15 protein-coding genes and 1 riboswitch are annotated in these 14,738 nt (G+C 53.4%); of the genes, 7 read left to right on the top strand and 8 right to left on the bottom strand.

Going from position 1 to position 14,738, the window contains the following annotated elements; genetic code table 11:
- Positions 1 to 3: 3 nt before the first annotated feature.
- The 5 genes from KW829_RS02565 (at position 4) to rlmA (ending at position 4,706) form a co-directional block, all read left to right on the top strand.
- The gene (locus KW829_RS02565) at positions 4 to 993 is read left to right on the top strand and encodes an MBL fold metallo-hydrolase (protein ID WP_218307534.1); all 990 of its coding nucleotides are present in this window, start codon (positions 4 to 6) and stop codon (positions 991 to 993) included.
- 526 nt (positions 994 to 1,519) lie between these two features.
- On the top strand, positions 1,520 to 1,663 hold the full coding sequence (locus tag KW829_RS02560; RefSeq protein WP_052302290.1) for a DUF2627 domain-containing protein: 144 nt from the start codon (positions 1,520 to 1,522) through the stop codon (positions 1,661 to 1,663).
- 12 nt (positions 1,664 to 1,675) lie between these two features.
- Positions 1,676 to 1,885: a transcription antiterminator/RNA stability regulator CspE gene (cspE, locus tag KW829_RS02555; RefSeq protein WP_001062678.1), complete on the top strand. Its 210-nt coding sequence runs from the start codon at positions 1,676 to 1,678 to the stop codon at positions 1,883 to 1,885.
- 236 nt (positions 1,886 to 2,121) lie between these two features.
- Complete coding sequence (gene ftsI, locus KW829_RS02550; protein WP_256350421.1) at positions 2,122 to 3,822, top strand: peptidoglycan glycosyltransferase FtsI; 1,701 nt, start codon at positions 2,122 to 2,124, stop codon at positions 3,820 to 3,822.
- A gap of 68 nt (positions 3,823 to 3,890) precedes the next feature.
- A complete protein-coding gene (gene rlmA, locus KW829_RS02545; protein WP_089598208.1) occupies positions 3,891 to 4,706 on the top strand; it encodes a 23S rRNA (guanine(745)-N(1))-methyltransferase in 816 nt (271 codons plus the stop codon).
- On the opposite strand, the gene mntP is transcribed toward rlmA, so the two are convergent.
- From mntP to manX, 5 genes are all read right to left on the bottom strand, one after another.
- The gene (gene mntP / locus KW829_RS02540) at positions 4,703 to 5,269 is read right to left on the bottom strand and encodes a manganese efflux pump MntP (protein ID WP_010432671.1); all 567 of its coding nucleotides are present in this window, start codon (positions 5,267 to 5,269) and stop codon (positions 4,703 to 4,705) included. The genes rlmA and mntP overlap by 4 nt on opposite strands.
- A 10-nt stretch (positions 5,270 to 5,279) precedes the next feature.
- Positions 5,280 to 5,469: riboswitch (yybP-ykoY riboswitch) on the bottom strand.
- Positions 5,470 to 5,666: 197 nt separating this feature from the next.
- The gene (locus KW829_RS02535) at positions 5,667 to 6,125 is read right to left on the bottom strand and encodes a DUF986 family protein (RefSeq protein ID WP_089598210.1); all 459 of its coding nucleotides are present in this window, start codon (positions 6,123 to 6,125) and stop codon (positions 5,667 to 5,669) included.
- A 54-nt stretch (positions 6,126 to 6,179) separates the two neighbouring features.
- Positions 6,180 to 7,031, bottom strand: coding sequence for a PTS mannose transporter subunit IID (locus KW829_RS02530; protein WP_006810994.1), 852 nt, complete (start codon positions 7,029 to 7,031; stop codon positions 6,180 to 6,182).
- Positions 7,032 to 7,043: 12 nt separating this feature from the next.
- On the bottom strand, positions 7,044 to 7,844 hold the full coding sequence (gene manY, locus KW829_RS02525; RefSeq protein ID WP_008500490.1) for a PTS mannose transporter subunit IIC: 801 nt from the start codon (positions 7,842 to 7,844) through the stop codon (positions 7,044 to 7,046).
- Positions 7,845 to 7,891: 47 nt separating this feature from the next.
- A complete protein-coding gene (gene manX / locus KW829_RS02520; protein ID WP_218307532.1) occupies positions 7,892 to 8,854 on the bottom strand; it encodes a PTS mannose transporter subunit IIAB in 963 nt (320 codons plus the stop codon).
- Positions 8,855 to 9,118: 264 nt separating this feature from the next.
- On the opposite strand from manX, the gene KW829_RS22995 reads away from it, so the two are divergent.
- Positions 9,119 to 9,328, top strand: coding sequence for a hypothetical protein (locus KW829_RS22995; protein ID WP_371317566.1), 210 nt, complete (start codon positions 9,119 to 9,121; stop codon positions 9,326 to 9,328).
- Complete coding sequence (yoaE, locus tag KW829_RS02515; RefSeq protein WP_010432680.1) at positions 9,316 to 10,875, top strand: CNNM family cation transport protein YoaE; 1,560 nt, start codon at positions 9,316 to 9,318, stop codon at positions 10,873 to 10,875. Before KW829_RS22995 ends, yoaE begins: the two co-directional genes overlap by 13 nt.
- Positions 10,876 to 10,881: 6 nt before the next feature.
- On the opposite strand, the gene KW829_RS02510 is transcribed toward yoaE, so the two are convergent.
- The 3 genes from KW829_RS02510 to KW829_RS02500 all read right to left on the bottom strand — a co-directional run bounded on the left by KW829_RS02510 (position 10,882) and on the right by KW829_RS02500 (position 14,738).
- Entirely contained in the window at positions 10,882 to 12,480 is a 1,599-nt protein-coding gene (locus KW829_RS02510; protein WP_218307531.1) for an EAL domain-containing protein, read from the bottom strand.
- 130 nt (positions 12,481 to 12,610) lie between these two features.
- Positions 12,611 to 13,975, bottom strand: coding sequence for an L-serine ammonia-lyase (sdaA, locus tag KW829_RS02505; RefSeq protein ID WP_010432687.1), 1,365 nt, complete (start codon positions 13,973 to 13,975; stop codon positions 12,611 to 12,613).
- A 184-nt stretch (positions 13,976 to 14,159) separates the two neighbouring features.
- Positions 14,160 to 14,738 (bottom strand): CoA pyrophosphatase, encoded by a 579-nt coding sequence (locus KW829_RS02500; RefSeq protein WP_218307530.1) that lies wholly within the window; start codon positions 14,736 to 14,738, stop codon positions 14,160 to 14,162.

Below are 14,738 nucleotides of genomic sequence, written 5' to 3'. Positions count from 1 at the left end.
GCCGTGGTCTGGAAAAATCCCTGGTATGACCCCTCCCTGATCCATCATACGCCGAATGGCTTTCGTAATACTGCACCTGTAGGACATCAGCCCGGCGATGTAGAGCGCTGGCGTAAGGCGCGGAAAGCGGCTGGTTTACCTAAACCGCCTGCGCAGGGATATGACGATTTCATACGCCAGTGGTGGCAGCCTGTTGAGCTGAAACAGCCACAAGGCGACGGGGTCTGGTGGCTTGGACACGCGAGTCTGCTGGTGCAGATGGATGGCAACACCATTCTGACCGACCCGGTCTTTTCGCGACGCGCTTCTCCGCTTCCTTTTGCAGGACCGGTGCGCAAAACACCTCCTGCACTGTCTGTTGAACAACTTGTGCAGCTTGATGCAGTGGTTATCTCGCATAATCACTACGATCATCTCGACGATGCAACCATTCGCCGTATCCTGAAACGTTTTCCAGACGTAATGCTGTTTGTTCCCTTAGGTCTGGCAGACTGGTTTCGCCGTCGCGGAGCCAGGCACATCGTACAACTCGACTGGTGGCAGAGCATAACCTGGCAGGGAATCACCCTGACAGCCGTTCCGGCGCAGCACTGGAGTATGCGTACCCCCTGGAACCGGAATCGTTCATTATGGTGTGGTTGGGTCTTTGAGGGACGAAAGCACCGCTTTTGGTTCAGCGGTGATACGGGCTATTCGCCGGAGCTGTTAACGATACCCGAACGTCTGGGTAAAATTGACGCCGCCGCGTTGCCGATTGGCGCGTATGCACCAGAATGGTTCATGGCGGTCCATCACATGGACCCGCAATCTGCCGTGGCGTTATGGCAGCAACTCGGCCAACCCCTGGCCTTTCCCATCCATTGGGGCGTGTTTGAACTGGCAGATGAATCCCTTGATGAACCCGTCCATGCGTTAACTCAGGCACTGAATAATGTAGCACCGGTTAATAATTCCTTCAGGATACTGAAAATTGGCGAATATTTATCCTTTTAAACAATGTGCGTAACAGTTGCATATATTTTGTATTTATAGCCCTTCAGGATTGTTTTATTTTTATCGAAACGTTTTGCTTGCCTTGTTTTGAGGCAGAGTCATAAAAATTTCATTATTTTGGTGCATCCTATTCTTTATTCACTGGTGATTTTTAATGCAGTGTCTGTATGTTTATTATCATCAAATATGCATTGTCCATTACCGGTGCGTTGGAATGATTTGAGCATAAGTTTTCACAAAATGTTCTAACGCAATCAAGGTTCTAAAGAAAGTTGTTCCTGTATCTGGACGGCAAGAAATGTATGGTCTATGGTAAAAAAGTCTTAGATAACAGCGCTTGCGGTAATAGCGCAGTGGCGGTGTAAAGAACACACGTTGTCCATGATCGTTGCGCATAAGTGTGCAGATCATACCAGGGCAGTGTTTGAATTTGTGCGGCGGATCGAGACACGTTTAAAAATGGCTTGCCATATTAATCGTTGTGTGTGATAACACGTTTTGGGTCAAACGAGGTACAGTTCTGTTTATGTGTGGCATTTTCAGTAAAGAAGTCCTGAGTAAACACGTTGTCGTTGAATACCGCTTCTCTGCCGAACCTTATATTAGTGCCTCATGCAGTAATGTCTCAGTTTTATCTCAGTCAAGCCTGCGGGCTAAGAAAACACTCTAAGGAATTTTGCAAATGGCAAAGATTAAAGGTCAAGTTAAGTGGTTCAACGAGTCTAAAGGTTTTGGTTTCATTACTCCTGCTGACGGCAGCAAAGATGTGTTCGTACACTTCTCTGCAATCCAGGGTAATGGCTTCAAAACTCTGGCTGAAGGCCAGAACGTTGAGTTCGAAATTCAGGATGGCCAGAAAGGCCCAGCTGCAGTTAACGTAACTGCTATCTGATCGAACCACTGCTGACTGAAGTGCCTGGCGCTTCAATCTCAGATATAAAGCCTCGCGTATCGCGGGGCTTTTTTATTCCGTTATCTTTCAAAATATTACCATTCCTCTTCTGGTTAGTAACTTGTTGCAAAGCTACGAGGTTATTAGCATTGTTTCCTCTCCTTCAGATCGGTTTTTCCCGTTAAATCAGGGCGTTGATCAACAGCCCTGAGGCTCAGGTGAAAAAGAAAACCATAATGACCACCGGAAACTTTACTCCGGCGCGTTTTGCTCTGCTTTGTTTTGCTATTTTTTGCAGTCTGGCTTTTTTGCTGGGGCGGGTGGCCTGGCTGCAAATCGTTAAACCTGACAATCTGGTTAAGCAGGAGGACATGCGCTCGCTGCGTGAGGTCGCCATTGATGCTCCGCGCGGAATGATCGTGGATCGCGAGGGAAGGCCGTTGGCGGTGAGTGTGCCTGTCCGGGCGGTATGGGCCGATCCTAAAACGGTACTGGCAAAAGGTGGCGTAGGGTTTGACAACCGCTGGCAGGCGCTGGCCAATGCGCTGCATCTCTCTCTGAGCACGCTGTCGTCGCGAATAAACAGCAATCCGCAGGGACGGTTTATTTACCTGGCCCGTCAGGTCGATCCTTCACAGGCGCAGTGGATAGACAAACTCAACCTGCCGGGCATTAATTTACGCGATGAATCCCGCCGCTTTTACCCTGCGGGACATGTGGCGGCCAATCTTATTGGCTTTACCAATATCGATGGACAAGGAATTGAAGGTGTTGAGAAGAGTTTCAATACTCAGTTGATGGGCAAGCCTGGCGTCCGACAGGTGAGGGAAGACCGCTATGGGCACGTGGTTGAAAATCTGACGGAAGTGGCACCCGTGCCTGCCCATAACATTCAGCTGAGTATTGATGAGCGTCTGCAAACTATCACCGAAGATGCGCTCGATAATGCGGTGGCGTGGAATAAAGCCGAGTCGGGGGCGTCGGTATTAATCAATATCCAGACGGGCGAAATTCTTGCGATGGCAAGCTATCCGGATTTTAACCCCAATAATCGCGAAGGGGCGACGTTAAACGATTTCCGTAATCGTGCGATAAGCGATACCTTCGAACCGGGTTCGACCGTCAAACCGCTGGTGCTGATGACGGCGCTGCAGCAGGGGCTGGTACAGCCGGACAGCGTGATTGACACCCACCCGTACATGCTTGACGGGCACCGTATCCGCGATGTGGGTTACTACCCGGAACTGACGATGACCGGCATTCTGCAAAAATCGAGCGATACGGGCGTGTCACGCCTCTCTCTTGCGATGCCGGTCCAGCATCTTATTGATACCTACAGAAACTTTGGTTTCGGCACAAACACTGGCCTTGGCTTAACGGGGGAAAGTGCGGGGCTATTACCACAGCGTAAATTCTGGAGCCAGCTCGACAGGGCGACGTTTGCATTCGGCTATGGCCTGATGGTGACGCCGCTTCAACTGGCGCATGTTTACGCCACTATCGGTAGCTTTGGTCTTGAGCGTCCACTCTCTATTACCCGCATTGACCCTCCCGTTATGGGCCACCGGGTGATGTCAGAGGCGATTGCGCATGAAGTCGAACATATGATGGAAAGCGTTGCGCTGCCGGGTGGCGGCGGTGTTAAGGCCGCAGTACGTGATTATCGCGTGGCGGTGAAAACCGGGACGGCGAAGAAGATTGATGACAGCGGGAAATATGTCGATAAATATGTCGCCTATACTGCTGGCGTTGCGCCTGCCAGCGATCCGCGCTTTGCGCTGGTGGTGGTCATCAACGATCCTCAAAACGGCGCCTACTACGGCGGTGCCGTCTCCGCGCCGGTGTTCAGCGAAATTATGGGCAACGTGCTGCGTCTGGAGAATGTGAGACCGGATGGTCTACCGGCGGATTCTGACCACCTTATCGTCATGCGTTAACCCTGGCGTTTATAACACGGGCGAATAGCGGTACACTTCGCCCTTTGGTTTATGCCCCCGGAGTTGTCATGTCCTTCAGTTGTCCCCTTTGCCATGCGCATCTGCTGCGCTCAGAGAAAAGCTTTACCTGTCCGCAGGGACATCAGTTTGATATGGCCAGGGAAGGGTACGTGAATCTTCTCCCTGTGCAGCACAAGCGCTCCCGCGACCCGGGTGACAGTGCAGAGATGATGCAGGCGCGCCGTGCGTTTCTGGATGCAGGACATTACCAGCCGCTTCGGGACACCGTTGCGCAGGTGCTGGCGCATCGCCTGCCTGATAATGCTACCGCTGTGCTGGATATTGGCTGTGGCGAAGGCTACTACACGGCAACGTTTGCAGAGATTGCCCGCGAGAAGGGCGCAGAGACTTTTGGTCTGGACGTGGCAAAAGTGGCGATTCGCGCAGCGGCAAAACGCTATTCAGCCGTAACGTTTTGTGTGGCATCCAGCCACAGGCTGCCGTTTGACGACGCCAGCATGGACGCCATTATCCGCATTTATGCGCCCTGCAAAGCGGAAGAACTGGCGCGCGTAGTGAAACCGGGTGGCTGGGTGATCACCGTCACGCCAGGACCACGGCACCTGATGGAATTGAAAGGGCTGATTTACGACGAAGTGCGTTTGCACGCGCCTCACTCTGAACAGCTGCCGGGTTTTATACTGCAACAGGAACACACTGTGGCGTATGAAATGGAGCTCAAAGGGGAGGAGGCAGTAGCGTTGCTGCAGATGACGCCGTTCGCGTGGCGGGCAAAACCAGAGGTGTGGGAAACGTTATCAAAGCAGACCGTTTTTCGCTGCCAGACTGATTTCAGTATCCACGTCTGGCAGCGTGAGGTTTAACCGGCGAAATGCGCCCAGAGGATTTGAGCGCCAATACCGATTAACACGATACCGCCTAAAATTTCGGCTCGCTTGCCCAGCAGCGGGCCGATAAACCGACCCACCATCATCCCCAGCGTTGACATAATCAACGTAGCGCAGCCGATGGCCAGTGCAGTTGCAATAATATTGACCTGCAGGAATGCCAGACCGACACCGACCGCCATAGCATCGAGGCTGGTGGCAATCGCCGTGGTGACCAGCAGCCAGAAGCCGTGGCGATGCTGTGGCTCATCATCTTCATCGCTGTTACCGCGAAAACCTTCGATGACCATTCTCCCCCCCAGGAACACCAGCAGGACGAATGCAATCCAGTGGTTCCACTCCAGCACGAACTGGCTGGCGAGCATCCCCAGACCCCAGCCAATAAGCGGCGTTAGCGTTTCGATAGCACCAAAAATCAGGCCGGTACGCAGGGCTTCTGAGAATTTAGGTTTGTGGAGCGTGGCGCCTTTTCCGATGGAAGCAGCAAATGCGTCCATGGACATGCCAAAAGCAAGGAGGATCGTAGCGGAGATGTTCATAACAGCGTCCAGACCGGGGATATCCATATGACACATCACTGCCCCCAGTAAACAGCAGTTGATGTATCTATGGTCTCGCCTGATCGCAACACACCTGAAATGTGCTGAAAGCGATCCGTACGCGCCACGTTTTTCAACGAGTATGTTGACACGTACATTTCCTGAGAACAGGAAATCGGCTACTCCCCAACGACGGGCGCAACCTTAACATATTTTGAGAATATAAAACAACAACGAAGCAGGCTTAATTTAGCTGCTTTTCTGATAACGATTTTCATTTAGATTTATGCGTGAAAATATCGTTAATAAATATAAGTTAAGATGATGGGGGATATAGCAACGGCTATATTGTCTGCACGCGAACATCGTACTTTATAGCCGATGCTATAATAATAAACTATTGAGTTTTAAGGAGTAACCTGGAGATCTTTTCAAGGTCATCAATATTCTTGACCCGAATCAGCAGACGACGCTGCTCTAATTGCATTACTAACACACCGTCTTCGGATAAATTCATCTCTTTAATGCGGTTATATTCTATCCAGACATTGGCGAAGAAGAATCCGTGTTTTTTAAAAATGATTTTTGGTGAGCGGATCCAGAACAGGTAAATTGCCATTAATGCCAGCGCACATAATAACCATGTGGTTAATAGTGCACCGTTGCTGGTCACATTGTTGTAGATCAGAATGACGATCAGGCCCGCGAAGATGAATCCATCAACGCGCCCGCGTCGCAGAAGGGGAAGGGAAAGCAGCGTCTCGCCGTGGCGGCGGGGCATGATGAACTCGTCATAGATCGCGTAAGCCATAAGGGCAACAATAAACAAAACCAGTACGATGTCCGTGACAGTCATTCATCCTCCAGATAAAAAGACCGGGGGCAAGCCCCCGGCGTATAGCATTGAAACTTACAGGCCCAGCAGACCGACAGCGTAGCCCGCGATACCGATGACGAAGAAGCCAACGATGATCCACAGCGGGTTCACTTTCTTACGCAGCAGCCACATACAGGCGAAGGTCAGCAGCAGCGGCACCAGGCCCGGCATCAGCTGGTCCAGAATCGTCTGCACGGTAGTCACACGCGTCTGACCATCCTGCCCGGTGATGGTCGATACCACCAGCGGGATGTTTACGTGCGTCCACTTGTTAACCAGTGCCCCCATCACAAACAGGCCGAGGATTGACGCCCCCTCGGTCAGTTTCTGCAGGAAGCCGCCGCCCATGTCCTTAACGATATCCACGCCTTTACGGTAGCCGTAAGCCACGCCGTAGTAACGGGTCAGCAGACGTACTGCGTTGAAGAGGATGAAGAACAGCAGTGGGCCAAGCAGGCTGCCGCTCATCGCGATACCGGCACCCAGTGCCGCGAAGACCGGACGAACGGTGCCCCAGAAGATCGGGTCACCGACACCGGCCAGCGGGCCCATCAGGCCGACTTTGATACCGTTGATGGCACCATCGTCAATCTCTGCGCCGTTCGCACGCTGCTCTTCCATCGCCAGCGTTACGCCCAGTACGGGGGCCGCAACGTAAGGATGGGTGTTGAAGAATTCCAGGTGACGCTTAATCGCCTGACGACGTGCTTCGTTGTTTTCCGGATACAGGCGTTTGATTGCCGGTACCATGGAGAAGCAGAAGCCCAGCGCCTGCATACGTTCGAAGTTCCATGACCCCTGGAACAGGTTAGAACGAATGAACACGCCACGAATATCACCCGGAGTGAGTTTTTTCTCAGTGGTAGTTTTTGTCATATCAACCATTTCGCTCACCTGCTAGTCCAGTTCGTTATCGAGATCGTTGTTACCAGCAGCCTGCGCTGGGGCACCCGCGACGCGGTTATATTTCGGGCTGAGCTGGATGTAGAGAATCGCCATCACTGCACCAATCACACCCAGAGCTACCAGGTTGAAGTTGGTAAAGGCGGCGGTCACGAAGCCGAGGTAGAAGAACGGCATCAGGTAGCCTGCGCGCATCATGTTGATGACCATCGCGTAACCGACAACCACGATCATGCCGCCTGCGATGTTCAGACCGCCGGTGACCACTTCTGGAATGGCGTTCAGCATGCTCTGGACTTCACTCGTACCGACAGAGATCGCCACGATAACCGCCGGGATCGCAATACGCATCGCCTGCAGGAACAGGGACGACACATGGATCCAGGATAGCGCCGTCAGGTTGCCGTTTTCGGCCGCCTTATCCGCCGCGTGCTGGAAGGCAACGGTGATGGTACGCACGATGATGGTCAGAACCTGGCCTGCTGCAGCCAGTGGGATCGCCAGGGCGATACCGGCACCAATACTTTGATGACCGGCAATAACCAGAACGGTTGAGATAATCGACGCCAGCGCGGCATCGGGCGCAACCGCTGCACCGATGTTCATCCAGCCGAGGGCGATCATTTCCAGGGTACCACCGATGATGATACCGGTTTTCATATCACCGAGAACGGCACCAATCAACGTACAGGCCACCAGCGGACGGTGGAACTGAAATTCATCAAGTACGGATTCCATACCCGCAATACATGCGACGACGAACACCAGCACAATCTGAAGAGTGGTAATCTCCATTGTACTTCTCCTATTGCATAAGCTTTATGTGAAAAACCGGCGCGGGCTTATTTCCCAACTTTGCCGATCAAATCCATCATTTTCAGTTTCTGATCCGTGGAAACCTTACGGGCTTCCAGCTCAATACCGCGCGCATTCAGCTTGTTGAATGCCTCAATATCTTTTTCATCAACCGAAATCGCGTTGTTGACCTGCGTTTTACCCTGACGGAAAGCCATACCACCAATGTTAACGGAGGTGATTTTCACGCCGCCTTCAACAATGCGCTCGACGTCTGTTGGGTTAGTGAACAGAAGCATCACGCGCTCGCCCGCATATTTCGGGTTGTTGTAGACGCGGATCATCTTGGCCACATCCACCACGTGCGCGGTAACGCCTGGAGGGGCAACCTGAGTCAGAAGGGTTTTACGTACGGTATCCGCAGCCACTTCGTCACTGACGACGATGATGCGGCGAACGTTGGTCTCTTTGGTCCAGCGTGTCGCCACCTGGCCGTGGATTAAGCGGTCATCAATACGCGCAAGGCCGATGACCATATAATCGTTTGGGCCCATCGGTTTCGCTGGGGCTGCTGTTTTCGGTGCCGCCGCAACCGGGGCGGGTTTTTCAACCGGTTGCGCTTTCAGCGCCTTAACGCCTTCACGCCCGGTTTCCACCGCCAGGGCCACAAGCTCATCGAAGCTCGGGTTGTCGTCGCGCGCCATGAAGGTTTCCACCAGCATCGGGATATTCACCCCGGCGACAACTTCATAGTGCTCTTTATCGACGACAATGCGGCTGGCAGCATTAAACGGGCTGCCGCCCCACGTATCGACGAGAAACAGCACGCCTTTGCTGGTATCCAGCTTCGCGAGTTGAGCGTTGTACTTCTCTATCAGCGTCTCGGCGTTTTCACCGGGAACGAAATCGATCCAGCCGACGTTTTCCTGCTCGCCCAACAGCATCTCTGCCGTCTTGAGTAGCTGCTCAGCAGCCCAACCATGTGTGCCTATGACAATAGCAATGGTCACTTGCTACCTCCTTTTATTATCATTAATACGCCTGTCGGGCAGACGTACTGAGAATCGTATTGGCGAACCGAATCGATTCAGATAAGGGTTAGAGTTAAATTAACTAAGACTTCCGCGAATTATTTTAGACAGTGAAAAAATAATTTATGTGATGAAGATCCGTAATTTAGCTTTCGCAATGCAGAAAATTCTCAACACAAATTTAGTCTTATTGCGTTTTTGCAAAAGAACGTAAATCTTTGCGTAAAACCTGTTATCTCTGATATGTTTAGCCTCCGTTTAATTGTTCAGGAGTACAGGGCTACAGCCCGCTATATGGACCGTCACCGACGTCAGTCATCTACCAGGCCATTCCGCGCCTTTTTCGCCGGCGATCCTCGCCAGATCTCGTCTCTGTTTGCCTCTGTTTTGCCCACATTGAGTGGGGCACCGTTTTGTCATTCCTTTAGCAGGAGCTTGTCATGGAATTCTTAATGGACCCGTCAATCTGGGTAGGATTGCTCACGCTGGTCGTACTTGAGATCGTTCTCGGTATTGATAACCTGGTGTTCATCGCCATCCTTGCTGACAAACTGCCGCCAAAACAGCGTGATAAAGCACGTCTGATTGGTCTGTCGCTGGCCTTGATCATGCGACTGGGCTTGCTGTCCGTCATCTCGTGGATGGTCACGCTGACCAAGCCACTGTTCTCCGTGATGGATTACACCTTCTCCGGCCGTGACTTGATCATGCTGATCGGGGGGATATTCCTGCTCTTCAAAGCGACGACAGAGCTACACGAACGGCTTGAAAACCGGCAGCATGATGATGGTCATGGTAAGGGCTATGCCAGCTTCTGGGTCGTGGTACTGCAAATTGTCGTGCTTGACGCGGTCTTCTCGCTGGATGCGGTTATTACCGCAGTCGGTATGGTGAACCACCTGCCGGTGATGATGGCGGCTGTCGTCATTGCGATGGCGGTGATGCTGCTGGCGTCGAAACCGCTGACGCGTTTCGTGAACCAGCACCCAACGGTTGTCGTGCTGTGTCTGAGCTTCCTGCTGATGATTGGTCTCAGCCTGGTGGCAGAAGGCTTTGGCTTCCATATTCCGAAAGGTTACCTGTACGCCGCGATTGGTTTCTCAATCATCATTGAGCTGTTTAACCAGATTGCGCGCCGCAACTTCATTAAGCAGCAGTCAAACCAGCCGCTGCGCGCCCGTACCGCTGATGCGATTCTGCGCCTGATGGGCGGTCGTCGCCAGGTGAGCGTGCAGTCTGATAGCGAGAGCCGTAACCCGGTTCCGGTCCCTGAAGGGGCATTTGTTGAAGAAGAGCGCTACATGATCAACGGCGTGCTCTCCCTGGCCTCCCGTTCCTTGCGTGGGATAATGACCCCGCGCGGTGAAATCAGCTGGGTGGATGCCAACCTGAGCGTTGACGAGATTCGTCAGCAGCTCCTCTCTTCACCGCACAGTCTGTTCCCGGTGTGCCGTGGCGAACTGGATGAAATCATCGGCGTGGTCCGTGCCAAAGAGATGCTGGTGGCGCTGGAAGAGGGCGTCAACGTGGAAGCCATTGCGGCCTCGTCGCCTGCGATTGTCGTTCCGGAAACGCTGGATCCCATCAACCTGCTGGGCGTGCTGCGTCGCGCACGCGGTAGCTTCGTTATCGTCACCAACGAATTTGGCGTGGTTCAGGGTCTTGTCACGCCGCTGGACGTACTGGAAGCGATTGCGGGGGAATTCCCGGATGCGGACGAAACGCCGGAAATCGTTGCGGACGGCGAAGGTTGGTTGGTCAAAGGTACTACTGACCTGCACGCGCTCTCGCACACGCTGGGGCTGGAAAATGTCATTAACGATGAAGAAGACATTGCCACCGTGGCAGGGCTTGTGATTTCGGTTAACGGTCAGATCCCGCGTATCGGCGATGTGATTGAACTGCCGCCGTTGCATATCACCATTGTCGAAGCCAACGACTATCGCGTTGATATGGTGCGTATTGTTAAAGAGCAATCTGCACACGACGAAGAAGAGTAAACTTTTTTAGCGTAACGGCATTAAGGGCACGATGTGTCCATTGTGATGCGCTGGCGGGGGAGTACTTCCCGCCAGCCATTTTGGAAACTCCCGCAGCGGCATTGGCCGCGCAAAGAAATATCCCTGCAGAATATGCACCCCGTGGCGACGCAAATACCGCGACTGTTCCTCGGTTTCTACCCCTTCCGCTACCAGTTCAATATTCAGCCGCTGGCCCAGCGCAATAATGATATCCGTCACCGTTGAGTTTACGGCATCGGTCCCGATGGCGGTGGTAAAGGATTTATCAATTTTCAGCACGTCAGGATGGAGCTTTTCGAGCCAGGAGAGTGAACTGTTGCCGGTGCCAAAATCATCAATGGCAAGCTTAACGCCTTTTCGATGCAGCTCGCGCACTATGCGGTAATCCACGTCCCTGAGGGCATCGCGCTCCGTAAGCTCAACCACCAGCTGCTGGGCCGGGTTTGCACTGAACCACGATTGATTCAGATCCTGCAGCAGGGCGGCGTGGCGGAAGTGGCTGGCGGCCACGTTAATACCGATATGAAAATCGGACGTGGCCGGGAAGTAGCCTATCTGACGTACCGTTTCGGTGATGACATAGCGGGTGAGCGGAATAATCAGGTTGTGTTCTTCTGCCAGAGGAATAAATACGTCCGGCGAGATCCACCCCTGACGAGGGTTATTCCAGCGCAGCAGGATCTCAACGCCGACGCAATCCTGGGTGCGGGCATTGACCAGAGGTTGGCAAAACAGCTCAAATTCCCGCGCCGCAAGCCCCATGTTTATTTCCCATGTAAAGCTCATTCGACGCGCGGTGGCCAGCCAGGCAATGTAGCCCAGCAGTAAGCTCAACATTAGTGCCAGCGGTAATTGTGTCGGCAGATTTTTGAGTGCTATTGAGCCTGGACCCGGCCCGCTCACGGTAATGCTGAAGGGGTAGCGCGTTGATGCCAGCGACAGAAGCACATCGCCATCATCAAAGGTCAGGGTATCCGTAACCTGCTGACCGTAGCGCAGGTAATGATTACCGACGGATAAACCCACATCGGTAATCAGTGGTCGCTGCGGTTCAAGGATCATTCTGGTGAGAAGGTCGATATTGACAACCTCCATCACCCCGTCCTCGCCGTCACCTGAGGCCGGATACCACTGAATGAGGATCGGGCTGCCCTTCAGCAACCACTGGTCGGTCGACAATACCAGCCGGGGTTCTTGCGCGGGAAAAATCGGCAGGAACGTGCTTGCAGGCACGCTGCGTGAACCGAAAATACTCGAGCAGTAGAGAAGTCCATCTTTAATCAGGGCAATTGAGCGGACGGTCTGCAGAATGGCCGCCTGCTTGCGTAATACCAGTTGGGCCTGGCTGCAGGGCTGTCCAACCTGGGCCTGTAGTACATCGCGTCGATTTTCCAGTGAAAGCAGCACTTTTTCGAGGGAGTGTACCGTATGGTCGGCAAAATTCTGGATGCGCTCCTGATTGACGTTACGCTGCGAAATAAACCGAATGCCCAACGTCAGGATGAGCGTAAGGAGCGCAACCGTGACACAGACGATAACGCGTTTTCGGCGATAATCTTTAATGATCGCTTGTGCTTTTTGCATGAACGGTCGCTCTGTAAGCCACCAGCCCCAAAAGCCGGACGCAACAGAGAAAGTGTAGTGGGGATTACATAATGAGACGAGGCGTGACGTTAAAATTCGCCCATCCGTTGCAGATGGGCGAAGGGAAGTATTAGTCGCACTGTACCTTAATGGCCAGACCGCCTCGTGAGGTTTCACGGTATTTGGCGTTCATGTCCTTGCCGGTTTCGTACATGGTTTCGATCACTTTATCCAGTGAAACGCGAGGTTCACTGGTACGACGCATCGCCATACGGGAGGCGTTGATCGCTTTCACTGAGGCAATGGCGTTACGCTCGATGCAAGGCACCTGCACCTGGCCTGCCACCGGGTCACAGGTCAGCCCCAGGTTATGCTCCATGCCGATTTCAGCCGCCACGCACACCTGCTCAGGGCTTGCACCCAGCAGTTCCGCGAGGCCAGCCGCCGCCATGGAGCAGGCTACGCCCACTTCACCCTGACAGCCTACTTCCGCACCAGAAATTGAGGCGTTCATCTTGTACAGCGCACCGATCGCACCCGCCGCCAGGAAGTAACGGATGTAGATATCCGCCGTCACCGGTTCGATAAAGTGGTCATAGTAGGCCAGTACCGCTGGCACAATGCCGCATGCACCGTTGGTCGGCGCCGTCACGACGCGGCCACCGGCGGCGTTCTCTTCGTTCACGGCCAGGGCAAACATGTTCACCCAGTCGACCACGTTCATCGGATCGTTAGAGAACTTGTCCGTCGTCACCAGCATACGGCGCAGCGCGGAGGCACGGCGCGGCACGCGAAGTGGACCCGGCAATACGCCTTCGGTATTCATCCCGCGATCGATACAGGCACGCATGGTTTGCCAGACGTTTGCAAAATAGTCTTCAATCTCTTTCTTGCTGTGCAGCGCCAGTTCGTTCTGCATCACCATGCCGGAAAGCGACAGGCCGGTCTCTTTGCAGTAGCCCAACATCTCGGTAGCAGATTTGAACGGGTAGGGCACGTTAACGTCGCCTACGCTGTCTTTGCCAAAATGTTCTTCATCAACGATAAAACCGCCGCCGATGGAGTAGTAGGTTTTGCTGTAGATCTCTTTTTCGCCGTTCCACGCATGGATGGTCATGCCGTTTTCATGCAGCGGCAGGTTGTCGCTGCGAAAACGCATGCCGTCATCCTGTGGGAAATCCACTTCGTGCTGGCCGTTAGCCAACAGCAGGCGACCGCGCGCTTCCACGTCGCGGATAAATGCCGGAATGGCATCAATATCAACGGTGTCCGGCATATTACCTGCCAGACCCATAATAATGGCGATATCGGTGTGGTGGCCTTTACCCGTTAATGACAGCGAACCGTAGACGTCTACGGCAACACGGGTAACGCTTTCCAGTAATCCTTTTTCGACCAGATCATCGACGAACTGTTTACCGGCCTTCATCGGCCCTACAGTGTGGGAAGAAGACGGACCAATCCCCACTTTGAACATGTCGAATATACTAATCACTTTTACACTCCTGACAGGGTTACCGGGGTTCCAGTAACGATGTTATAACTGCGCATAGTGTAAGAGGGAACACCAACCTCGGCTTAACTATTCACATGAATTAAACTAATGGTTAACGATGGTTTTGCTAATAGCGCGACAGCGATCGCAAACCTGCCAGAAAAAGGTGGAATGTAAAGTATAGTCAAGGTTTCAGGCCGATCTGCAACGCCAGCTCACGAATGATGCCCGCCGTCATGCCCCAGACAAAATAATGCTGATACCAGGACAACCACACCCGATGGTCATGTCCCCGACGCTGAATATCCAGCGGGTGATAACGGCTCAGTCGGAGGGCTTCTTCCAGCGGCATTTCAAACACCGCAGCGACTTCATCGACGCTGGCGTGATACTGAAGATCGGGGGGAATAATGCCGACCACCGGGGTCACCTGAAAACCGGTGACGCTGTCGACAGGGGGTAATACGCCAACGATCTCGACGGCTTCTGGTGGAATCGCGACCTCTTCCTGTGCTTCCCGCAGCGCGGCGGCAATCAGCGACGCATCGGTGCTATCCACTGCGCCGCCCGGAAAGGCGACCTGACCGGCATGTTTACGCATATGCGGCGATCGCTGGGTGAGCAGCAGGCCCGGCTGTTCGCGCCGCACCACCGGGATCAGCACCGCCGCCTGACGTTGATTCAGCGCTTCACGGTTCACCGCAGGTCGCAAAAGCTGAAAGCGCGACAAAAAATCATCCAGCGTCAGGTTCTCTTTTTCCAC

This window comes from Enterobacter sp. ENT02, assembly GCF_019219165.1.
Taxonomy (GTDB): domain Bacteria; phylum Pseudomonadota; class Gammaproteobacteria; order Enterobacterales; family Enterobacteriaceae; genus Enterobacter; species Enterobacter mori.
This window is presented reverse-complemented; position numbering and strand designations above follow the sequence as displayed.

What these genes read in the sequence shown, in the direction of transcription:
- yoaE (WP_010432680.1), top strand. Translation starts at nt 9,316, where the DNA reads ATGGAATTCTTAATGGACCCGTCAATCTGGGTAGGATTGCTCACGCTG.
- manY (WP_008500490.1), bottom strand. Translation starts at nt 7,844, where the DNA reads ATGGAGATTACCACTCTTCAGATTGTGCTGGTGTTCGTCGTCGCATGT.
- cspE (WP_001062678.1), top strand. Translation starts at nt 1,676, where the DNA reads ATGGCAAAGATTAAAGGTCAAGTTAAGTGGTTCAACGAGTCTAAAGGT.
- rlmA (WP_089598208.1), top strand. Translation starts at nt 3,891, where the DNA reads ATGTCCTTCAGTTGTCCCCTTTGCCATGCGCATCTGCTGCGCTCAGAG.
- KW829_RS02530 (WP_006810994.1), bottom strand. Translation starts at nt 7,031, where the DNA reads ATGGTTGATATGACAAAAACTACCACTGAGAAAAAACTCACTCCGGGT.
- ftsI (WP_256350421.1), top strand. Translation starts at nt 2,122, where the DNA reads ATGACCACCGGAAACTTTACTCCGGCGCGTTTTGCTCTGCTTTGTTTT.
- KW829_RS02510 (WP_218307531.1), bottom strand. Translation starts at nt 12,480, where the DNA reads ATGCAAAAAGCACAAGCGATCATTAAAGATTATCGCCGAAAACGCGTT.
- KW829_RS22995 (WP_371317566.1), top strand. Translation starts at nt 9,119, where the DNA reads ATGTTTAGCCTCCGTTTAATTGTTCAGGAGTACAGGGCTACAGCCCGC.
- mntP (WP_010432671.1), bottom strand. Translation starts at nt 5,269, where the DNA reads ATGAACATCTCCGCTACGATCCTCCTTGCTTTTGGCATGTCCATGGAC.
- KW829_RS02560 (WP_052302290.1), top strand. Translation starts at nt 1,520, where the DNA reads ATGTGTGGCATTTTCAGTAAAGAAGTCCTGAGTAAACACGTTGTCGTT.
- KW829_RS02535 (WP_089598210.1), bottom strand. Translation starts at nt 6,125, where the DNA reads ATGACTGTCACGGACATCGTACTGGTTTTGTTTATTGTTGCCCTTATG.